The following is a 16,400-nucleotide window of genomic DNA, read 5'->3' on the forward strand; positions in this document are numbered from 1 at the left end:
ATATTGGGAGGAACAAACATGCTTGGAAAACTGATCCTTGGCGCAACCACCGCCATGGCATTGATGGCGAGCGTCGCCATGCCCGCCTTCGCCGATCCGGTGACGATCCGCGTCGTCTCGAAGGATCTCACGACGAGCAATCCTGACGACGTGAAGCTGATGAAGGCCTATGAGGAGGCGCTGAAGGCCAAGGGCACCGACATCCATATCCAGGTCGTCGACCTGCCGTCCTCTGGCTATGCCGACAAGCTCAGCGCCATGCTTCTGTCCGGTGATATCCCCGATCTCATCTATTTCCAGGGCGGCGACGCCAAGATGGCCGAACAGGGCGTGCTGGAGGACTGGAACACCTGGCTGCCGAAGACGACCTATCTCAAGGACGCGCTCTTCCCGCACAATGTCGAGCGGCTGAAGAACTATCCCTACCTGCTCTATGTCTACCCGCCGCGCATACCGCAGCCGGTGATCCGCGCGGATTGGCTCGAGAAAGCGGGCGTCGAAGCACCGAAGACTACGGACGACTACGTCACCCTCTTCAAGGCGATCAAGGACGGCGATTTCGACGGCAACGGCAAGGCCGACAGCTACGGCGTTACCACCGCCGACAACACTCAAGAGCTCGACGCCGTCTTCAATCAGGCGTTTGGCGTCACCGGAACCTGGCTGAAGAACGATGCTGGCGAGTGGATCCATGCCCGCGTTTCGGCCGCGGAAAAGGCAAAGATCGCTTTCTACGCATCGCTCCGCGAGCAGGGTCTCTATGATCCGGAATTCATCACCACCAAGTGGGACGTGAAGGAAGACAAGTTCTATTCCGGCCGTGCCGGGGTGATCTTCGGTTCCTCCGCAGAGGTCATCGACATCTATGGCGGCAAGATGCGCCAGGCCCATCCCGGCGTGACCCTCAGCCTGCTTTCGCCGCCGAAGGGTCCGGGCGGCCAGGGCCTGATGGCGCTGGACGTCTCCAAGGAAGCGCGCGGTCTCGCGATCGCAACGACCTCGGAGCACAAGGAGGAGGTGGTCAAGTTGCTCGACTTCATCGCCAGCCCCGAGGGCCAGGCGATTGAACGGCTCGGCTTTGAGGGCGAGCAGTACACCAAGGACGGCGAAACCATCAAGCCGACCGACAAGCTCGCTACCTGGTATGCCCGCTTCCTCGTTGCCGCCAACTGGCAGCCGCCGGTTCAGTGGCTGAGCGATGCCGCGCAGCAATCGCTGAAGACGATCTCCGCCGACTTCAAGCCGGACAACGCCTTCGTCTGGCCTGCGGAATACGCCACCGACATCGACGCCACGGAGAACGTCTACCGGGCCTGGGTTTACAAGTTCGTCTCCGGCGAAGCCAAGCTGGACCAGTGGGACCAGTTCGTTTCCGAGTGGAACGCTGCCGGCGGCGAGAAAATGACCGAATATGCAAGGACGGTTCTCAATGACAAATGATGCTCAAGGGCTCTCCCTTAAGGGACGGGTTCGGGCGCTTCTCTTTGGCGTCGCCTACGGCGACGCCATCGGGGCGCCGGTCGAAAAGCTCTCCGCTGCGGAAATCCGCCAGCGCTATGGCCGGGTGACATCGCTCGACACAGAGTGGCACCGCATGAAGCAGAGTGAGGCGGCCCGCAACGGCCGTGTCCGCGGCAGCGGCATCGTCACCGACGACACGCTGATGACGCTCTGCGTGATGTCGATCTACGACGACGTGAAGCGCCATCTCGATGCCTGGGATATGGCCTCGGGCATGGTGCGGGAAATTGCCTGGACGCCGCGCTGGGTGCCGGAGCTGCAGCGCGAGACGATGCTGATCGAGCGGCTGTTCTATCCTGAGAAGTGGATCTTCCAGCGCCATCAACTTTCCGGCTGCGACCCGCGCCAGGGCGGCGTCGGCAACATGGTGAACTGTGGCGCGGCGATGTACATCGCGCCGATCGGCGTCGCCAACGCCTGTGATCCGAAGGCAGCCTATGATGAGGCCATCGCCTTTGCCTCCGGCCACCAGCAGAGCTTCGGCCTGGAAGCTGCCGGCGTACTCGCCGCCGCGGTCGCCGCCGCTTTCGTGCCGGGCACCACCCTCGACACCGTCATCAAAGAAACGCTGGCCGTTGCCAAGGACGGAACGCGTGATGCGATCGCCGATATCGTCGAGGCTGCTGGCTCATTGAAGGGCGCGGATCATGCGACAGTCGTCGCCGAATTCCACCGCATCATCGCGCGCTATTCTCCAATGGGCGACGACGTGCAGCACACGCCGCAGAAGGCCGGCATTGCGACCGACGCCTACCAGCCATCGCGTCTGCACGCGATCGAGGAACTGCCGCTGGCGCTCGGCTTTGCGGTCGTCAATGACGGTGATTTCTACAAGTCGATCATCGACGGCATCAACTCCGGCCGCGATACGGACTCGATCGGCGTCATGGCCGGCGCAATCCTCGGCGCCATGCAGGGCGAGAGCATCATCGACCGGGCGATGGTCTCCCAGCTCGACCGTGTCAACAAGCTCGATCTCCACCGATCGGCCGATGCGTTTACCGCAACCGTGACCGCAATCCGGGCGGCCGACCACAAACGCGAAATGGCGCGGGCCACGGCGCGCGCAGGCCTCTTTGCCGCTCCCGAGCTCACCCAGGTTTCCAGTCTCTAGAATTCGAAAGTATCCGATGCTCAGCACCACAGAAATCTTCGAGCGTATCTATTCCGGTTTTATCGGCAAGGCGATCGGCGTGCGCTTGGGCGCACCCGTCGAGCCGACGATCTGGAGCTATGAACGCATCCGGGACACCTATGGCGAGGTGACGGAATATCTGCGCGATTTCAAGAATTTCGCTGCCGATGACGACACCAACGGTCCGGTCTATTTCATCCGGGCGCTGCGCGACTACGGTCTCGGCGCCACCGCCGAAGAGGTCGGCAAGACCTGGCTGAACTATGCGGCCGAGGAACACGGCATGTATTGGTGGGGCGGCTTCGGCAATTCGACCGAGCATACCGCCTACCAGAACCTGCGCGCTGGCATTCCGGCGCCGCAATCCGGCTCGATCGCCCAGAACGGCACGACGGTTGCCGAGCAGATCGGCGGGCAGATTTTCATCGACAGCTGGGGCTGGGTGCATCCGGCCGACCCGAAGAAGGCAGCCGAAGCCTCAGCCCGTGCGGCAAGTGTCGCCCATGACGGCGAGGGCCTGCATGGCGCCCGCTTCTGCGCCGCGGCCATCGCCCAGGCTTTTGTTGCCAAGAACATCGAGGACGTGATCGAGACGGGTCTCGCGACAATCCCGGCCGACTCCCTCTATGCCAAGGTTTCGCGCGCGGTACTCCGCTTCCACGACAGCAACCGGAACGACTGGCGTGCCTGCCGCGACATGTTGACGGCGGATTGGGGCTATGACCGCTATCCCGGCGTCTGCCACATCATTCCGAATGCCGGCGTCTTGATCATGAGCCTGATCTACGGTCAGGGCGATCTGCCGCGCACCGTCGAGATCGCCACCATGGCCGGCTGGGACACGGACTGCAACGCCGGCAATGCCGGTGCGATCGTCGGCACGCTGCAAAAGGTGCAGCCGGGCTGGGACAAGTACCGCAAGCCGATCAACGATTTCGTCGTCGCTTCCGGCGTAGCCGGTACGGTCAACGTCGTCGACATCCCCTCCTTTGCCCGTGAACTGACGGTGCTGGCGCTCCGCCTGCAGGGACGGGAGGCTCCGGCGCTCTGGGTCGAGGATTTCGAGCGCCGCGGCGTTCGCTTCGATTTCGACGCACCCGGCGCCACCCATGGCTTCCGCACCGAGCCCTTCAACCAGATCGCCGTCAAGGCATCGGCGGAGCGTCATACGGATAACGCCAAGGGATCGCTGGAAATCCTGCTCGACCGTCTCGAGCGCGGGCATGGTGGACGCATTTTCTGGAAGCCCTTCTATCGCCGCTCCGACTTCGACGACGAGCGCTACCGCCCGATGTTCACGCCACTTGCCGATGACGGCCAAAGGGTGTCGTTCAAGCTCTGGCTCGACCCTTGGAACGGTGACGGCAACCTGCGCGTGGCGCCCTATGTCCGCCGCGCCATGACAGGCGCCATCCAGGAAACAGGCGCCTGGCACGTGCCGTCTGCGAGTGGCTGGCAGGACTACGCGTTCACCATCCCCGACGGCAACGGCGAGGCGGTCGACGAGATCGGCATCCTGGTCGAATATTTCGGGCGCCTGAAATTCCTCGGCCGGCTGTTCCTCGCGGACTTTTCCGTATCCGGCAAGGGTCGCGCCGTCATCGACCCGTCGAAGGAAGCGCATGAATGGGGCGGCATCACCCGCTTCACCTGGAACCGCGGCCATTGGAGCCTGCAGCAAGGCCGCATCCATGCCCATACCGCAACCGACGCGGACGCCTGGACGGGCAATGCCTATCTCCGCGACGTCAGTGTCAAGGCCGAGCTTCAGCCGCACTCGGGTGCCTCGCACCTGGTGGTGGCCCGGGCTCAGGGTACGAGCCGCTTTTATGCCGCCGGTTTCGAGAACGGCGAAGCCGTGATCCTTCTTGAAGACCACGGCACGAAGATCCTCGCGCGCGGCCCGTTCCGTACCGAATACGGCCGGAGCTACGCGGTCGATCTCACTGTCGAAGGTGGCAAGCTGACGCTTTCCGTCGATGGCGAGCGGCTGCTTCAGGCAGACGATGGGACGCTGCGCTACGGCATGGCTGGCCTTCGCATGGCGTCTGCCGGGCGCATGTCGATCGGCCGGCTTGAGGTCGCCGAGCGCTAACTGCGCGAGGCGGAAAGAAAGGGAGGAAACATGTCCGAGATAGAGCTTAGAAGCGTCGGCAAGAGCTATGGCAGTGTCGCCGTGCTCAACGACATCTCGCTGGAAATGGGCGACGGCGAATTCGTCGTGCTCGTCGGCCCTTCGGGCTGCGGCAAGTCTACGCTGTTGCGCATGATCGCCGGGCTGGAGGATATTTCAGCTGGCGAGATCACCATCGGTGGCAAGGTCGTCAACGACATGCCGGCCAAGGAGCGCGACATCGCCATGGTCTTCCAGTCCTATGCGCTCTATCCGCACATGAAGGTCGCGGAAAACATGAGCTTCGCCTTGAAGCTCGCCGGTGCGCCGAAGGCGGAGATCGAAAAGCGCGTTACCCAGGCGGCCGAAATCCTCGGCCTCGAAAAGCTGCTCGACCGCCTGCCGCGGGAACTTTCCGGCGGCCAGCGCCAGCGTGTCGCCATGGGTCGCGCCATCGTGCGCGACCCGCGTGCCTTCCTCTTCGACGAACCTCTGTCGAACCTCGATGCCAAGCTGCGCGTGAAGATGCGCAGCGAAATCAAGAAGCTGCATCAACGGCTTCGCCGCACGATGGTCTATGTCACCCACGACCAGACCGAGGCCATGACCATGGCCGACAAGATTGTGGTGATGAACGGCGGAAAGATCGAGCAGGCGGGCGCACCGCTCGATCTTTACAACGATCCTGCCAATCTCTTCGTCGCCGGCTTCATTGGCTCGCCGGAGATCAACCTGATCGAGGCGGTCACAGAGGGAGCGACGGCCTTGACCCGGGGCGGCGTATCCCTGCCGCTCGGGCGACAGGTGCAGGCTGGCAAGCGGGTCGTCTGCGGCATCCGCCCGCAGCACATCACGCTCGGAACAACGGGCGTGCCGGGGCGCATCAGCCTCGTCGAGCCGACCGGCGAGGACCAGGAAATCGTCGTCGACATGGGCGGCCAGGATATCTCGGTCGTCGTCCACGGCGGCAAGCTACTTTCGGCCGGGCAGGATGTGACGCTGACGATCGATGCCGACAAGGTTCTGCTCTTCGACAAGGATACCGGGGAGCGCCTTCGATGAGTGGATTTGCGAAGCGACAGTTCGATCCCGACGCCAAGGGACCGCTGGTCGGCACGAGGGTTCTGGATCTTTCCCGGCTCGTTGCCGGCAACATGTTGTCGCTGCAGCTGGCCGATGCCGGCGCCGATGTCATCAAGATCGAGCCGCCGGCGGGCGATCCGCTCAGAGACTGGAAGGATGATGGCCACTCGCTCTATTGGAAGACCTATAGCCGCAACAAGCGCTCCGTCGTTCTGAACCTCAGGCAAGAGGCGGCGATGACGGCGCTCTGGGCACTGATCGCTACGGCCGATGTCTTCATCGAGAATTTCCGGCCGGGAACGCTGGAGCGCATGGGGCTTTCGCCGGAAACGCTGCACGCCCGCAATCCCAACCTGATCATCGTGCGCATTTCCGGTTTCGGCCAGACGGGGCCTTACGCGCAGTTCCCGGGCTTTGGCACCATCATCGAAGGCATGAGCGGTTTTGCCTACAGAACCGGCTTTCCCGATCGCGAGCCCGTGCTGCCGCCGCTGGCGCTTGCCGACATGATCGCCGGTGTCTATGGCAGCTCGGCCACCGTGACAGCGTTGCTTGCGCGCGATCGCGGCTACGCAAAAGGACAGGTCATCGACCTGTCGCTGCTGGAACCGATGTTCTCGGTGCTCGGGCCAGAAGCGGCGATCTATCAGACGACCGGCAAGATCAAGGAGCGCGTGGGCAGCGCCTCCAATACGGCCGCCCCGCGCAATGTCTACCGCTGCCGCGACGGAAAGTACGTGGCGCTGTCGGGATCGACGCCGCAGGTCGCACGGAGGATCTTCGAGATCATCGGCCGTGCCGACATGAACCAGGACCCGCGCTTTGCCACCAATTCTGAACGCGTCAAAAATCGCGATCTGGTCGACGAGGCCGTTGGCGGCTGGTTTGCCCGGCACGACCATGACGAGGCGCTGAAGATCATGCGTGACGCCGGCGCGACGGTCGGGCCGATCTACAACATCGCAGATGCCGCGTCGGACCCGCATTTCGCCGAGCGCGAAATCATCGTCGATGTGGAGGATGACGAGTTCGGCAGCCTGCCGATGCACAACATCGTGCCGCGGCTTTCCCAGACGCCGGGCGTCTGGCGGCGGCCGGCACCAGCGCTTGGGGAACACACGGCGGAAGTTCTGGCCGAAGCGGGACTGGATCGCGGCGCGATCGAGACGATACTCCAGGGTAAAGCCGCATGAGGCTTCGCTCCCTACTCTACGTCCCGGCCTCGTCCGCAAAATTCATCGCCAAGGCGCACGAACGCGGAGCGGATGCGATCATCCTCGACCTGGAAGATTCAGTCGCCCCGGATCAGAAACAGGCCGCAAGGGATGGGTTGAAGGACGCCGTGGCGCAGGTGGCACGCGGTGGTGCGACCGTCTTTGTCCGCATCAATTCGGCGCCGGATCTGCGGATGGCGGATGCAGAGGCCGCCTGCCGTGCCGGCGCGTTCGGTCTCTATGTCGCGAAAACCCGGTCGCCGCAGGAGCTAGAGGATATTGCAGCGCATCTCGCACCAGTTGAGCGGCAGATCGGCAGGCCGCCGGTCGCCTTCGTGCCACTCCTCGAAGATGCCGGGGCAGTTCTCGATGCGCGCGCGATTGCCCGCGTCAGCCGCGTGGTCGGCCTTGCCGCTGGCGGCGAAGACATCGCGACCAGCATGGGCGCAGAACCGCTGCCAGACGTATTGCGACTTCCGAAACTGATGGTCCACCTTGCCGCCAAGGCGGAAGGCAAGCTGTCCTTCGGCATGCTTTTGACGGTTGCGGACTATAGGCGACTGGATGCCTTGAAGGCAGCCGCTCGTGAGGCGAAGGCCCACGGGTTTGATGGCGCGAGCTGTGTCCACCCGTCCGTGGTCCCGGTGCTGAATGCGTCTTACTCCCCGAGCCCAGAACGGATCGCCTGGGCAAAGTCCGTGATCGACGCAGCGAAGACGGCGCAGGCAGACGGCCGTGGCGCCTTCGTGCTGAACGGCACCATGGTGGATGCGCCGATCATCGAGCGCGCGCATGATGTTCTCGAACAGGCAGGCGACCTCGGCTGACGCTCAGCGCAGCTTGGCGGAAGAGTCCTCACGATCGCGAGGCGCGCCGGTGCGCGCCAGGATTTCGTGCTGCGCAGTTGCACCTATCACCGAATGTGCAATGATCCTGAAATTGAACGACTTTAACCGGCTGCGAACGCGGGCGACTTTGTCATGGCGGTCCGTTTTTTTTCAGTAGCACTCCAGCATGCAGGGACTTCGAACAGCTTAGACACCCCAGGAAGGGAATGTGATCATGCGTAGACTTCTTGCGTACCTGACGATCGCTTCGTTCTTCTCAACTTCAGCCTTTGCAGATCCCGCCATCTTGACTGCAAATGTGAACTTCAGGGTGGGCCCGGGAACCGGATTTGACGCCATGCGCGTGATCCCCCAGGGCGAGGAAGTCGACATCAAGGAATGCGACGCAGAAGCCTCCTGGTGTGCCGTGAGTTATGCCGGGGCAAATGGCTTTGTTGCCGGCAAGTATCTCAACCAGTCCGATGCCACCGCGCCGGCCTGGCCAAGGATGTTCAACACCGAAAAAGGCGCGACGATCACGCTCTTCCAGCCGCAGATCACGTCCTGGAAGGATTTCAAGGAGCTCGAAGCCCTTGTCGCGACCGAGCTCAAACCGTCCGCCGACGCCAAGCCGATCTATGGGATCATCGGGCTTTCGGCCAAGACTGTGGCCGACGAGGCGACGGAGAATGTTACGCTGACGGATGTTCGCACCACGCAGCTCGATTTCTCCGCACTGGACCGACAGCAGCTCGCTGACCTCGCGCTCGACATCGGCAAGCTTGTCCCGACCGATCCGATCGTCGTGTCGCAGCAACGCCTGGCGGCAAGCCTTGCGGACTTCCAACGCCTCGCCGATATCCCCGATATCAAGGCCGATCCGCCGCCGATCTTTGTCAGTGAGACGCCGGCCATCCTGGTGCAGACGGACGGCAAGCCGGTGACGGCTCCGGTCAAGGGCGTTGAGGGCCTCTCCTTCGTGGTCAATACGAATTGGGACCTCTTCAAGGTGGATCAGGCGGCAGACTACTATCTGCGGAGCGAAAAGAACTGGCTGACAACAAAGACCTTGGAGAGCGGTTGGGTTGAAGCGGCATCGGTGCCGGACGTCTTTTCCAAGCTACCGGAAATCGACAACTGGAAAGGGGTAAAGGCCTCTCTTCCGCCCACGCCCTTCAGCGATAACCAGGTTCCGAAAGTTTTCTATTCGGAGAAGCCGGCGGAGCTTCTGATCTTTGAAGGAAAACCGGCCCTCGAACCGATCGCGGGCACCGGGCTGGATTGGATTTCCAATACGAGCAGTTCGGTGTTTTTCCATCGGGCCAGCAAGACGTGGTACACACTTGTTTCCGGACGGTGGTTTTCTTCAACGTCACTCGAAGGTCCCTGGACCTTTGCCACGCCTGACCTGCCCGATGATTTCGTAAACCTGCCCGACGACGCCTCCTACTCGGCTGTGCGCGCGTCGATCCCCGGCACGTCCGAAAGCGCAATGGCGCGTCTGCGGGCGAGCATTCCGAAGCTCGCGCGGGTTTCGACGGATGGATCGCTGAAGGTGGACGTCCACTACAATGGCGAGCCGAAGTTCGAGCCGATCGAAGGCACGTCCATGTTCTATGCCGTCAATGCCAACGAGCAGGTCATCAAGGTCGCGGCCAAGTATTTCGTCTTGAAGGACGGCATCTGGTTCGTCGGCGATACGCCGACCGGGCCCTTCGCCGTTGCGCGCGCCGTTGCCGATGAGATCTACACGATCCCATCGTCGTCTCCGGTCTATAACGCGACCTATGTCCGCATCTACGATACGGAACCGGATGCCATCTGGTACGGCTATACGCTCGGCTATCTCTATACCTACCTTGCCTGGGATACAGTCGTCTGGGGCTCGGGATGGTATTATCCGCCCTATTGGGACTATTACGACGACGATTGGCCCTATTATCCGCCGCCGATCAGCTACGGGTTCGGCGCCTCGTACAACCCGGCCTATGGCACTTTCGGGCGCTATGGCTACGCCTATGGCCCGGAAAGGGGCCTGGTCTTCGGCGCAGCCTATAACCCCGTCACGGGGACACGGTTCCGCGGCGGCGCGGTGGCGGGTCCCGGTGGCGAGCGCGGTTTCATTTCTGCCTACAATCCACGCACGGGCAACGCGATGGTCGCGCGGGGCGGGCAGAATGTTTACGGCTCCTGGGGCAGTGTAGCCGTCAAGCACGGCGGAGAGTTCGCGCGCATCAGCGGCGGATCAACCGGGAGTGCCGGCGGCCTGCGCTGGCGCAACTCGGAAGGCGACAAGGGCTTTATCGCCGGCAGCAAGGGCGGTGACGTTTATGCCGGCCGCGATGGCAGCGTCTATCGCCGTCAGGACGGCCAATGGCAGAAGCATACGCCGGATGGCTGGCAACCGGTTCAGAGGCCGGACGGGGAGAACCTGCGCAATGCCGCCCAAGGCGCGGCATCCAACCGGCCCCAAGCCACGCAGCGTATCCAGAACCGTGCTGAAACGAGACCCGCACCGCGCCGCAACCAGCAGGTTCGCCAACGGGCGCCGGATCATCTGTCCTTCGATCGCGCCGGACGGCAATTCGGCAACCAGAACGAACTGAGCCGCAATTATGGGCGGCTTTACCAAGAGTCCGGCCGGAACTTCCAGAGCTTTGACCGTGGTCGCGGCGGCTACAGCGGCGGCGGCTTCCAGGGTGGCAACCGCGGCGGCTTCCACGGAGGTGGTGGTCGCGGCGGTGGAGCTGCTTTCCGCGGCGGCGGTGGCGGACGTGGTGGTGGTGGCGGCGGCCGCGGTCGCTGAGAAAACCGGGCCGCTCGGGCGAACTTTCCCGAGCGGCCGCGTTACAAGGCGTGGCAAAAGGTGTGCGGGGTCGCCGCTCCTTCGGCCGAAAAGCTTGGCGTGATCATCGGGCCGTCTGCCGCTGTGACGCCGGCCTTGGTGGCACGCCGGACCGGCCGGTCGAACCTTAAGCCGAGATGCTGACAGGTGCTTGCCGCATCAACCGTCCGACCAGAAGCGCTCCTTGTTGAAGCTTTTGTTTTCCTTACCGGCCTGGGACGCCCGCTTTAGAACGCGCGGTGTATCGTCGGCGCTTGCCACCGAGAGCTCCAGGTTCGCCGGAAGTGCCAGACGCTCAAGCTCCTTGGCCGGCGCAAGCGCCCACTTGAAGAGTGCGGCGTCGCGAATTGTCCACTCGGCATTTGTAGGCGACGGGCCGGTGAGGCTGCTTTCGCCTGCAGCTGGATGGCGCATCATGCCCACGCCAAGCGCAACCTTGAACGACGAGGAGGGAATGAAAGCCGAGACGTTTGTGGGTAGCGCCCGCTCGGGCGTGGGGACGGGCGTCACGGTCGCGGCGGTAGCCGTGGCGCGCAGCGTCGGCAGCGGCACGGCGATCGCCGCAAGGTCGAAGAACGGCGACTTTTCGGCTGCTTCCTTCCGCATGGTCTGAAGCTCGAGGGCTTCTTCACCGCGGCTCTTGCGCGTGGGAAGCATCGCGGTCAACAGCGTGTTGCCGGCCGGTTCTCCGCCCTTCAGTTTGGCTGGGCCGGCGCTGTTTGCAGCCACGATCGAGGTGGCCTTGACCCGTCGCTTGTAGTCGGCCATCGCCTGGTCATACCCCGGCAAAGCCCCGCCGCTTGCCGGAAGGTGGAGTGTCTGCCCCTTGGGGAAGATACGCGCGAGTTCCTGGCGCGACATGCGCGGCCACGCCCGTACGTTTCCGACGTCGAGATGTACGAAGGGAGATCCTGACGTCGGGTAGTATCCCACGCCGCCGACCTGCATCTGCATGGCGACTTCCCGCAGCCGGGTGAGCTTCACGCCCGGAATATAGAAGTCCATCGCCTTTCCCAGCATGTGCTGGCTGTTCTTGGCGACCCCGGTGCTGCGGGAGCGGCCGCGCAGCATGCTGTTGGTGGCGGGCGAGCGGTAAGCCGAGACGACGTTGATATAGTCCTTCCCACCGGCGCGCTGATAGACCTCCCAGACAAGATCGAGAAGACGCGGGTCCATACGGGCGGGCTCGTTCCTGCGCCAGTCGCGCAGGAAACGGTTGATCTGCGCGAGCCCCTTCTGGTCGTATTTGCCGTCCCGCTTGAAGGTGATCGTCGCGCGTTCACCGGTGTGCGTGAAGAACAGCTTCAGCGACCGGACTTCTGCCGACGACGCCGTGCTGGTGAAAGCCATGGCGGATGCTGCAAGGGCGGTGATTGCGGCCGCTCGAGCGGCCCACCGGGCGATACGCTTCACGCCTCTGACGATGGCACGCGAGGCAGGCTCTGGATACGCAGTTACAGGATACTCAGACACAGCGGCTTCCGATTCAATCGAGGTACAATCCACCGGCGGCAATGACCGGCGGCTCGGCTCTTCGACGGAGATTATGGTCAACAAAGGATTAAGAAGCGGTTGATGCCATCGGACGTGCTTCCCCGGTGATGAATTTCCGCGATGTGCATGGATTTCAGGGCCTCGGCTTTCCCTTGCCAGATCGGTCCCGTGGAGGTGTTGGCTCTTGTTTTCCTCAATCTATACATTAGTTACCATGAATGGATTGGTCGGTTGCACCGCGGTACTTGCATAGCCAAGGTGTCCCATGAAAAGCACGAAAGACGTCATCGCCGAACTGACCCGCGCCGCGCGCGACGTTCACATGCTGACGGAGGGCGAAAAGCTCCGTCTTGTCTCCCGGGCCTATGTCGCGATCAAGGAAGGTTGGGAGCTGCTCGGGCAGCCCAATCGCCTCAGCGAGTCTGCCGAAACGATGGACATCATCCGCGCCGGCGGCATGCCGGTATATCTCTATGACGATGAGATGCGGGCAATCCTCCAGGAGGCCGTCAAGGTCATCCGGCAGATCGAAGCGGCGATGGAAGCGAAGAACACCCCGGCACCCACATCCGGCGAAGATGGCAACCAAGGGTCGTGAATGGGCCCGAAGCAGTTCGAACAATGTTGTCCGCCGTCAATCCGCGCGGCGACGTTTTGACTGGCTGGATCGACCAGATCGCCACGTCGGGGATCTGATCCGTTGGCGCGCTACATCGCAATTCGATCGGACGTCAGGATCAGAATGATCGCCGGGCCAGCCAGGAAGGCTGCGAGGAAAAGTGCCGACAGGATCGAGCGTATGAGGAAGCGCAGCAGGGGGCCGCGGGTCATCGAGCGGCCCTATGCTCATGGCGCGAACTAACAGTTTTCAATCCCGACCCGGGAGGGCACTCCACTTGTGACGTCGTCATGCTCCCTGCCTTTCCGGTTCGTTGAAGGCCGCGCCTATCACTGCTGATACGAGCGAGGTCGGCTCGATGCGTGTGCTAGCTCTGAACGATTGCAGCAGTGTTACGTTCGACTGCCCCGTGGTTTCCGTAATGCTGCTGTAATTCTTGCGGCAGATTCGAAAGGTCGAAGCCATGGGGTGCCGATGCGGATACTGCTGATCGAAGATGAGAGGGAGCTGGCGGCGGCACTGGCTGTGGCGCTCAGCAAATATGGCATCGTCATCGACCATACGACCCATCTCGCCGATGCAGCCGAACTTGCGCGTCAGAATGACTACGGCGCTATTCTTCTCGACCGCCGCCTGCCCGACGGTGAAGGGCTGAGCTTCATCCCGCAATTGCGCCGCATTGGCCAAGACGCGCCGATCATCGTCCTGACGGCACGCAACGAGCCGATGGAACGGGTTGAAGGTCTCGACACCGGGGCGGACGACTATCTCGGCAAACCCTTTCTCGTCGAAGAACTGATGGCGCGCCTGCGCGCCGTGTTGCGCCGTCCGGCTGCGCTTGCTGAGCTTCAGATCAAGGTGGGACGAATGGCGCTCGATCCGCTGAACCTCACCGTGACCGTCGATGACGTGAAGCTTGACGTCCCAAGGCGCGAACTCTTCGTGCTCCAGGCCCTTGCGAGGCGCCGGGACAAAACCGTTCTCCGCTCGACGCTCGAAGCAGCGGTCTACAACTACGAAGAAGAGATCCAGTCGAACGCGATCGACGCCCACATTTCAAGGCTGCGCAAGCGGCTGGCGGATGCTGGGGCCGGAGTTTCGATTCACAACATCCGTGGGGTCGGTTACCTCCTGAAGGAAGAGTGATGGGTCAGACGACGGGACGCAATCCGTCGCTCTGGTGGCGGCTCAGCTGGCAATTGAGCCTCGTCATCATCGCCGTCGTTGCCTCGGTGATCATCGGGCTCTGCATCTGGGCAACCACGATCATGTCGCCGAACACGGCCATGGAGGGGACGGTCGTCTCGGTCGTGTCCCGTGCCGTAGGCCGCGGAAGAGATGGTCAACTGCAGCTTTTTGAGACCCATGACCTGACGACGCTCAAGGCGCAAAACAGCGCATTGTGGTTCGTAGTTGCCACCACCAGCGGTGCCTTCGCGTCCTATGGATCCGTTCCGCCCGCCTATGCCGCGCTGCCCTCGGTAATCCACCTGTTCGACGAAGCGGATATCAGGGGGGCCGCAACCACTGGCGAGATTGCGACGATCGAAAACGCGAAGACGCCGGCTGGCGAAGTCCGGATTCTGTTTGGCGGCGTGGCGGACAAGGGTTGGGGTGCCCTGGCTCTCTTGGCGAAGGCCTATCCAATCTACCTGTCTTTGATCGCCAGTGCTCTCCCGGCGATTTTTCTTGCCGTTCCTCACATCGTCGGGCGTGCTCTCGCGACGGTGAGCGAGGTTGCCGACGAAGCATCGCGGATCGATCCGCGCCGCCACGGGACGCGCCTTCCGCTCGCGGGAATCCCGAACGAAGTCGCCCCGGTTCTGATCGCATTCAACGGCGCACTTGAGCGTCTCGAGGACGAGTCCAGAAAGCGGCGGCGCTTCCTGATCGATGCGGCCCACGAACTGCGAACCCCCATTGCGATCATGCAGACGCGCATCGATGGCATGCCTGATGGCCGGGAGAGAACGCGCCTGATGGATGATGTCGCCCGGCTCGCAGAAGCGGCAGAGCAGCTTCTGGACTTCGAGCGCAACGACCAGGCGCTCGTTCTGGACGAGCCAATGGATCTGGTTGACATCGCGCGATCGGCGGTTGCCGATCTCGCTCCGTTGGCGATAGGGGGTGGCTATCAGGTGTCTTTCCACAGTGACGTGGAGACGCTTGCGCGAAAGGGCAATCCACCTGCCGTGTTGCGCGCGGTCACGAACCTCGTCCGAAATGCGATCGATCACGGCGGCAATTCGGGCATGATTGCCGTCTTGGTCTCAAGCGATGGGCGCGTGGAAGTTTCCGACGAAGGACCGGGCATACCTGCCGAGCATCAGGAACTCGTCTTTGAACCCTTTTACAGGGTTTCTCCCAAGGACACGGGCGCGGGTCTTGGTTTGAGCCTTGTAAAACAGGTGGCTTCAAACCACGGGGGGCGTGTCAGTCTCACGAGTTCAGCGAGCGGAACCAAGGTGGTCGTCCACCTCTGACCGCGAGAGGCGTGGGATTTAGGTCGCGGTCACCGCCGCGCCCATGCTTGAAGGGTTTTCGAGACACCATCCCTTCGGTGTCAGCTCTAACCTGCTTGTAATTCTGTAGCAATTGTCCATCCCCAAGGTCGCCGTTGCATGTCAACGGAGATCATGAAACGTGCTAAAAGAATATTTTATTCAATCGCTTGCCTGGGTTTCTTCATCGCTCGTCCCGGCCGGCGCGGTGGCGCTGGCAGGGCTACTCTCGGCAACCCTGGTCGGATGCCAATCGGTTCCATTGAAGGAGGCGGGGACTTTGACCTCCTATGGCAAGCTCGGTCCGTCGAAAGGCATGGTGGCCAAGAAACGCCTCTACGTTGATGGACAACGTCTGGTCGACGTGAAAACCGTCCGCATCGCGCCAACGACGTTTTCCTTTGCAGCCGCCTCCAAGATCAAGTCCGATGCCGATCGCGATTTGGTTTCGAACGCTCTCGATCGGGCGCTCTGCGTCGCGCTCAGCGACAGGTACCAGATGGTTCCTGCCAATCAGCCTGCTGATCTGACGGTTCGCTCCGTGATCGCCGATATTGTCCCGACAGACAAGGCGCTCGCAGGGGTTTCCACGGCCATCACCATTGGTACGGGGTTCGTCCTGCCCGTCAGCGTGCCGCGATTGCCTGTCGGCCTGGGAGGCTTGGCTGTAGAGGCCGAAGCGGTCGATGCCAGCGGTCTGCAAAGTGCCGCCATGCTTTGGGCGCGTGGTGCAAATTCGATCCTCGACAAGCCCCGTGTTTCGGAAGTCGGCGACGCCTATAGCTTTTCGACGAAATTCGCCGACGCGTTTTCGCAGGTGCTGATTTCCGGCAAGGAGCCGAAGGCATTGGATATCTCGCTGCCGACCCGGCAACGCATGCAGTCCTGGTTGGGTGGCAAACCCAAATATGCCGCATGCGATGCCTTCGGTCGGGCACCGGGCCTGGTCGGCGCGATAGCAGCCAAATACGGCGCGCCGCCTCAATGGACCGACAAGAAACCAAAAGCTGCGGCGCAACAAGCGTTCAACTCTCCTATTGCGCGATAG

The 16,400-nt window shown here is 62.4% G+C and carries 14 protein-coding genes; 11 read left to right on the top strand and 3 right to left on the bottom strand.

Annotation, left to right across the window (positions count from 1 at the left end; all coding sequences use genetic code 11):
• The first annotated feature begins 18 nt into the window (after positions 1-18).
• From IB279_RS27575 to IB279_RS27605, 7 genes are all read left to right on the top strand, one after another.
• Positions 19-1,440, top strand: a complete 1,422-nt coding sequence (locus IB279_RS27575; RefSeq protein WP_113189164.1) for an extracellular solute-binding protein — start codon at positions 19-21, stop codon at positions 1,438-1,440.
• On the top strand, positions 1,430-2,635 hold the full coding sequence (locus IB279_RS27580; RefSeq protein WP_192340056.1) for an ADP-ribosylglycohydrolase family protein: 1,206 nt from the start codon (positions 1,430-1,432) through the stop codon (positions 2,633-2,635). The genes IB279_RS27575 and IB279_RS27580 overlap by 11 nt, the downstream gene beginning before the upstream one ends.
• Before the next feature lie 16 nt (positions 2,636-2,651).
• The gene (locus IB279_RS27585) at positions 2,652-4,751 is read left to right on the top strand and encodes an ADP-ribosylglycohydrolase family protein (protein WP_192340058.1); all 2,100 of its coding nucleotides are present in this window, start codon (positions 2,652-2,654) and stop codon (positions 4,749-4,751) included.
• A gap of 30 nt (positions 4,752-4,781) precedes the next feature.
• Positions 4,782-5,831 (top strand): ABC transporter ATP-binding protein, encoded by a 1,050-nt coding sequence (locus IB279_RS27590; RefSeq protein WP_034798094.1) that lies wholly within the window; start codon positions 4,782-4,784, stop codon positions 5,829-5,831.
• Positions 5,828-7,045: a CaiB/BaiF CoA-transferase family protein gene (locus IB279_RS27595; protein WP_113189166.1), complete on the top strand. Its 1,218-nt coding sequence runs from the start codon at positions 5,828-5,830 to the stop codon at positions 7,043-7,045. Before IB279_RS27590 ends, IB279_RS27595 begins: the two co-directional genes overlap by 4 nt.
• Positions 7,042-7,893 (top strand): CoA ester lyase, encoded by an 852-nt coding sequence (locus tag IB279_RS27600; RefSeq protein WP_060520307.1) that lies wholly within the window; start codon positions 7,042-7,044, stop codon positions 7,891-7,893. The genes IB279_RS27595 and IB279_RS27600 overlap by 4 nt, the downstream gene beginning before the upstream one ends.
• A gap of 235 nt (positions 7,894-8,128) precedes the next feature.
• Positions 8,129-10,699, top strand: coding sequence for an SH3 domain-containing protein (locus tag IB279_RS27605; protein WP_192340060.1), 2,571 nt, complete (start codon positions 8,129-8,131; stop codon positions 10,697-10,699).
• 198 nt (positions 10,700-10,897) lie between these two features.
• Here the strand turns inward: IB279_RS27605 and IB279_RS27610 are convergent, their stop codons facing one another.
• Positions 10,898-12,088: a DUF882 domain-containing protein gene (locus tag IB279_RS27610; RefSeq protein WP_060530521.1), complete on the bottom strand. Its 1,191-nt coding sequence runs from the start codon at positions 12,086-12,088 to the stop codon at positions 10,898-10,900.
• Between the two features lie 409 nt (positions 12,089-12,497).
• Here IB279_RS27610 and IB279_RS27615 point away from each other — a divergent pair, with 409 nt between their 5' ends.
• A complete protein-coding gene (locus IB279_RS27615; protein ID WP_034798100.1) occupies positions 12,498-12,830 on the top strand; it encodes a hypothetical protein in 333 nt (110 codons plus the stop codon).
• Between the two features lie 110 nt (positions 12,831-12,940).
• Here the strand turns inward: IB279_RS27615 and IB279_RS37725 are convergent, their stop codons facing one another.
• A complete protein-coding gene (locus IB279_RS37725) occupies positions 12,941-13,063 on the bottom strand; it encodes a hypothetical protein (protein WP_255382254.1) in 123 nt (40 codons plus the stop codon).
• Positions 13,064-13,325: 262 nt separating this feature from the next.
• On the opposite strand from IB279_RS37725, the gene IB279_RS27620 reads away from it, so the two are divergent.
• A complete protein-coding gene (locus IB279_RS27620; protein ID WP_034798107.1) occupies positions 13,326-13,997 on the top strand; it encodes a response regulator transcription factor in 672 nt (223 codons plus the stop codon).
• Between the two features lie 4 nt (positions 13,998-14,001).
• On the opposite strand, the gene IB279_RS37425 is transcribed toward IB279_RS27620, so the two are convergent.
• Positions 14,002-14,139, bottom strand: coding sequence for a hypothetical protein (locus IB279_RS37425; RefSeq protein WP_244496901.1), 138 nt, complete (start codon positions 14,137-14,139; stop codon positions 14,002-14,004).
• Between IB279_RS37425 and IB279_RS27625 the strand changes: the two genes are divergently transcribed.
• Both IB279_RS27625 and IB279_RS27630 read left to right on the top strand, forming a co-directional pair.
• Positions 14,138-15,334, top strand: coding sequence for a HAMP domain-containing sensor histidine kinase (locus tag IB279_RS27625; protein WP_246802154.1), 1,197 nt, complete (start codon positions 14,138-14,140; stop codon positions 15,332-15,334). The two genes, IB279_RS37425 and IB279_RS27625, sit on opposite strands and share 2 nt — an antisense overlap.
• Positions 15,335-15,512: 178 nt before the next feature.
• Positions 15,513-16,400, top strand: coding sequence for a DUF3313 domain-containing protein (locus IB279_RS27630; RefSeq protein ID WP_060643688.1), 888 nt, complete (start codon positions 15,513-15,515; stop codon positions 16,398-16,400).

Source organism: Ensifer sp. ENS06, assembly GCF_014852205.1.
Lineage (GTDB): Bacteria > Pseudomonadota > Alphaproteobacteria > Rhizobiales > Rhizobiaceae > Ensifer > Ensifer adhaerens.

What these genes read in the sequence shown, in the direction of transcription:
- IB279_RS27575 (WP_113189164.1), top strand. Translation starts at nt 19, where the DNA reads ATGCTTGGAAAACTGATCCTTGGCGCAACCACCGCCATGGCATTGATG.
- IB279_RS27580 (WP_192340056.1), top strand. Translation starts at nt 1,430, where the DNA reads ATGACAAATGATGCTCAAGGGCTCTCCCTTAAGGGACGGGTTCGGGCG.
- IB279_RS27585 (WP_192340058.1), top strand. Translation starts at nt 2,652, where the DNA reads ATGCTCAGCACCACAGAAATCTTCGAGCGTATCTATTCCGGTTTTATC.
- IB279_RS27590 (WP_034798094.1), top strand. Translation starts at nt 4,782, where the DNA reads ATGTCCGAGATAGAGCTTAGAAGCGTCGGCAAGAGCTATGGCAGTGTC.
- IB279_RS27595 (WP_113189166.1), top strand. Translation starts at nt 5,828, where the DNA reads ATGAGTGGATTTGCGAAGCGACAGTTCGATCCCGACGCCAAGGGACCG.
- IB279_RS27600 (WP_060520307.1), top strand. Translation starts at nt 7,042, where the DNA reads ATGAGGCTTCGCTCCCTACTCTACGTCCCGGCCTCGTCCGCAAAATTC.
- IB279_RS27605 (WP_192340060.1), top strand. Translation starts at nt 8,129, where the DNA reads ATGCGTAGACTTCTTGCGTACCTGACGATCGCTTCGTTCTTCTCAACT.
- IB279_RS27610 (WP_060530521.1), bottom strand. Translation starts at nt 12,088, where the DNA reads ATGGCTTTCACCAGCACGGCGTCGTCGGCAGAAGTCCGGTCGCTGAAG.
- IB279_RS27615 (WP_034798100.1), top strand. Translation starts at nt 12,498, where the DNA reads ATGAAAAGCACGAAAGACGTCATCGCCGAACTGACCCGCGCCGCGCGC.
- IB279_RS37725 (WP_255382254.1), bottom strand. Translation starts at nt 13,063, where the DNA reads ATGACCCGCGGCCCCCTGCTGCGCTTCCTCATACGCTCGATCCTGTCG.
- IB279_RS27620 (WP_034798107.1), top strand. Translation starts at nt 13,326, where the DNA reads ATGCGGATACTGCTGATCGAAGATGAGAGGGAGCTGGCGGCGGCACTG.
- IB279_RS27625 (WP_246802154.1), top strand. Translation starts at nt 14,138, where the DNA reads ATGGAGGGGACGGTCGTCTCGGTCGTGTCCCGTGCCGTAGGCCGCGGA.
- IB279_RS37425 (WP_244496901.1), bottom strand. Translation starts at nt 14,139, where the DNA reads ATGGCCGTGTTCGGCGACATGATCGTGGTTGCCCAGATGCAGAGCCCG.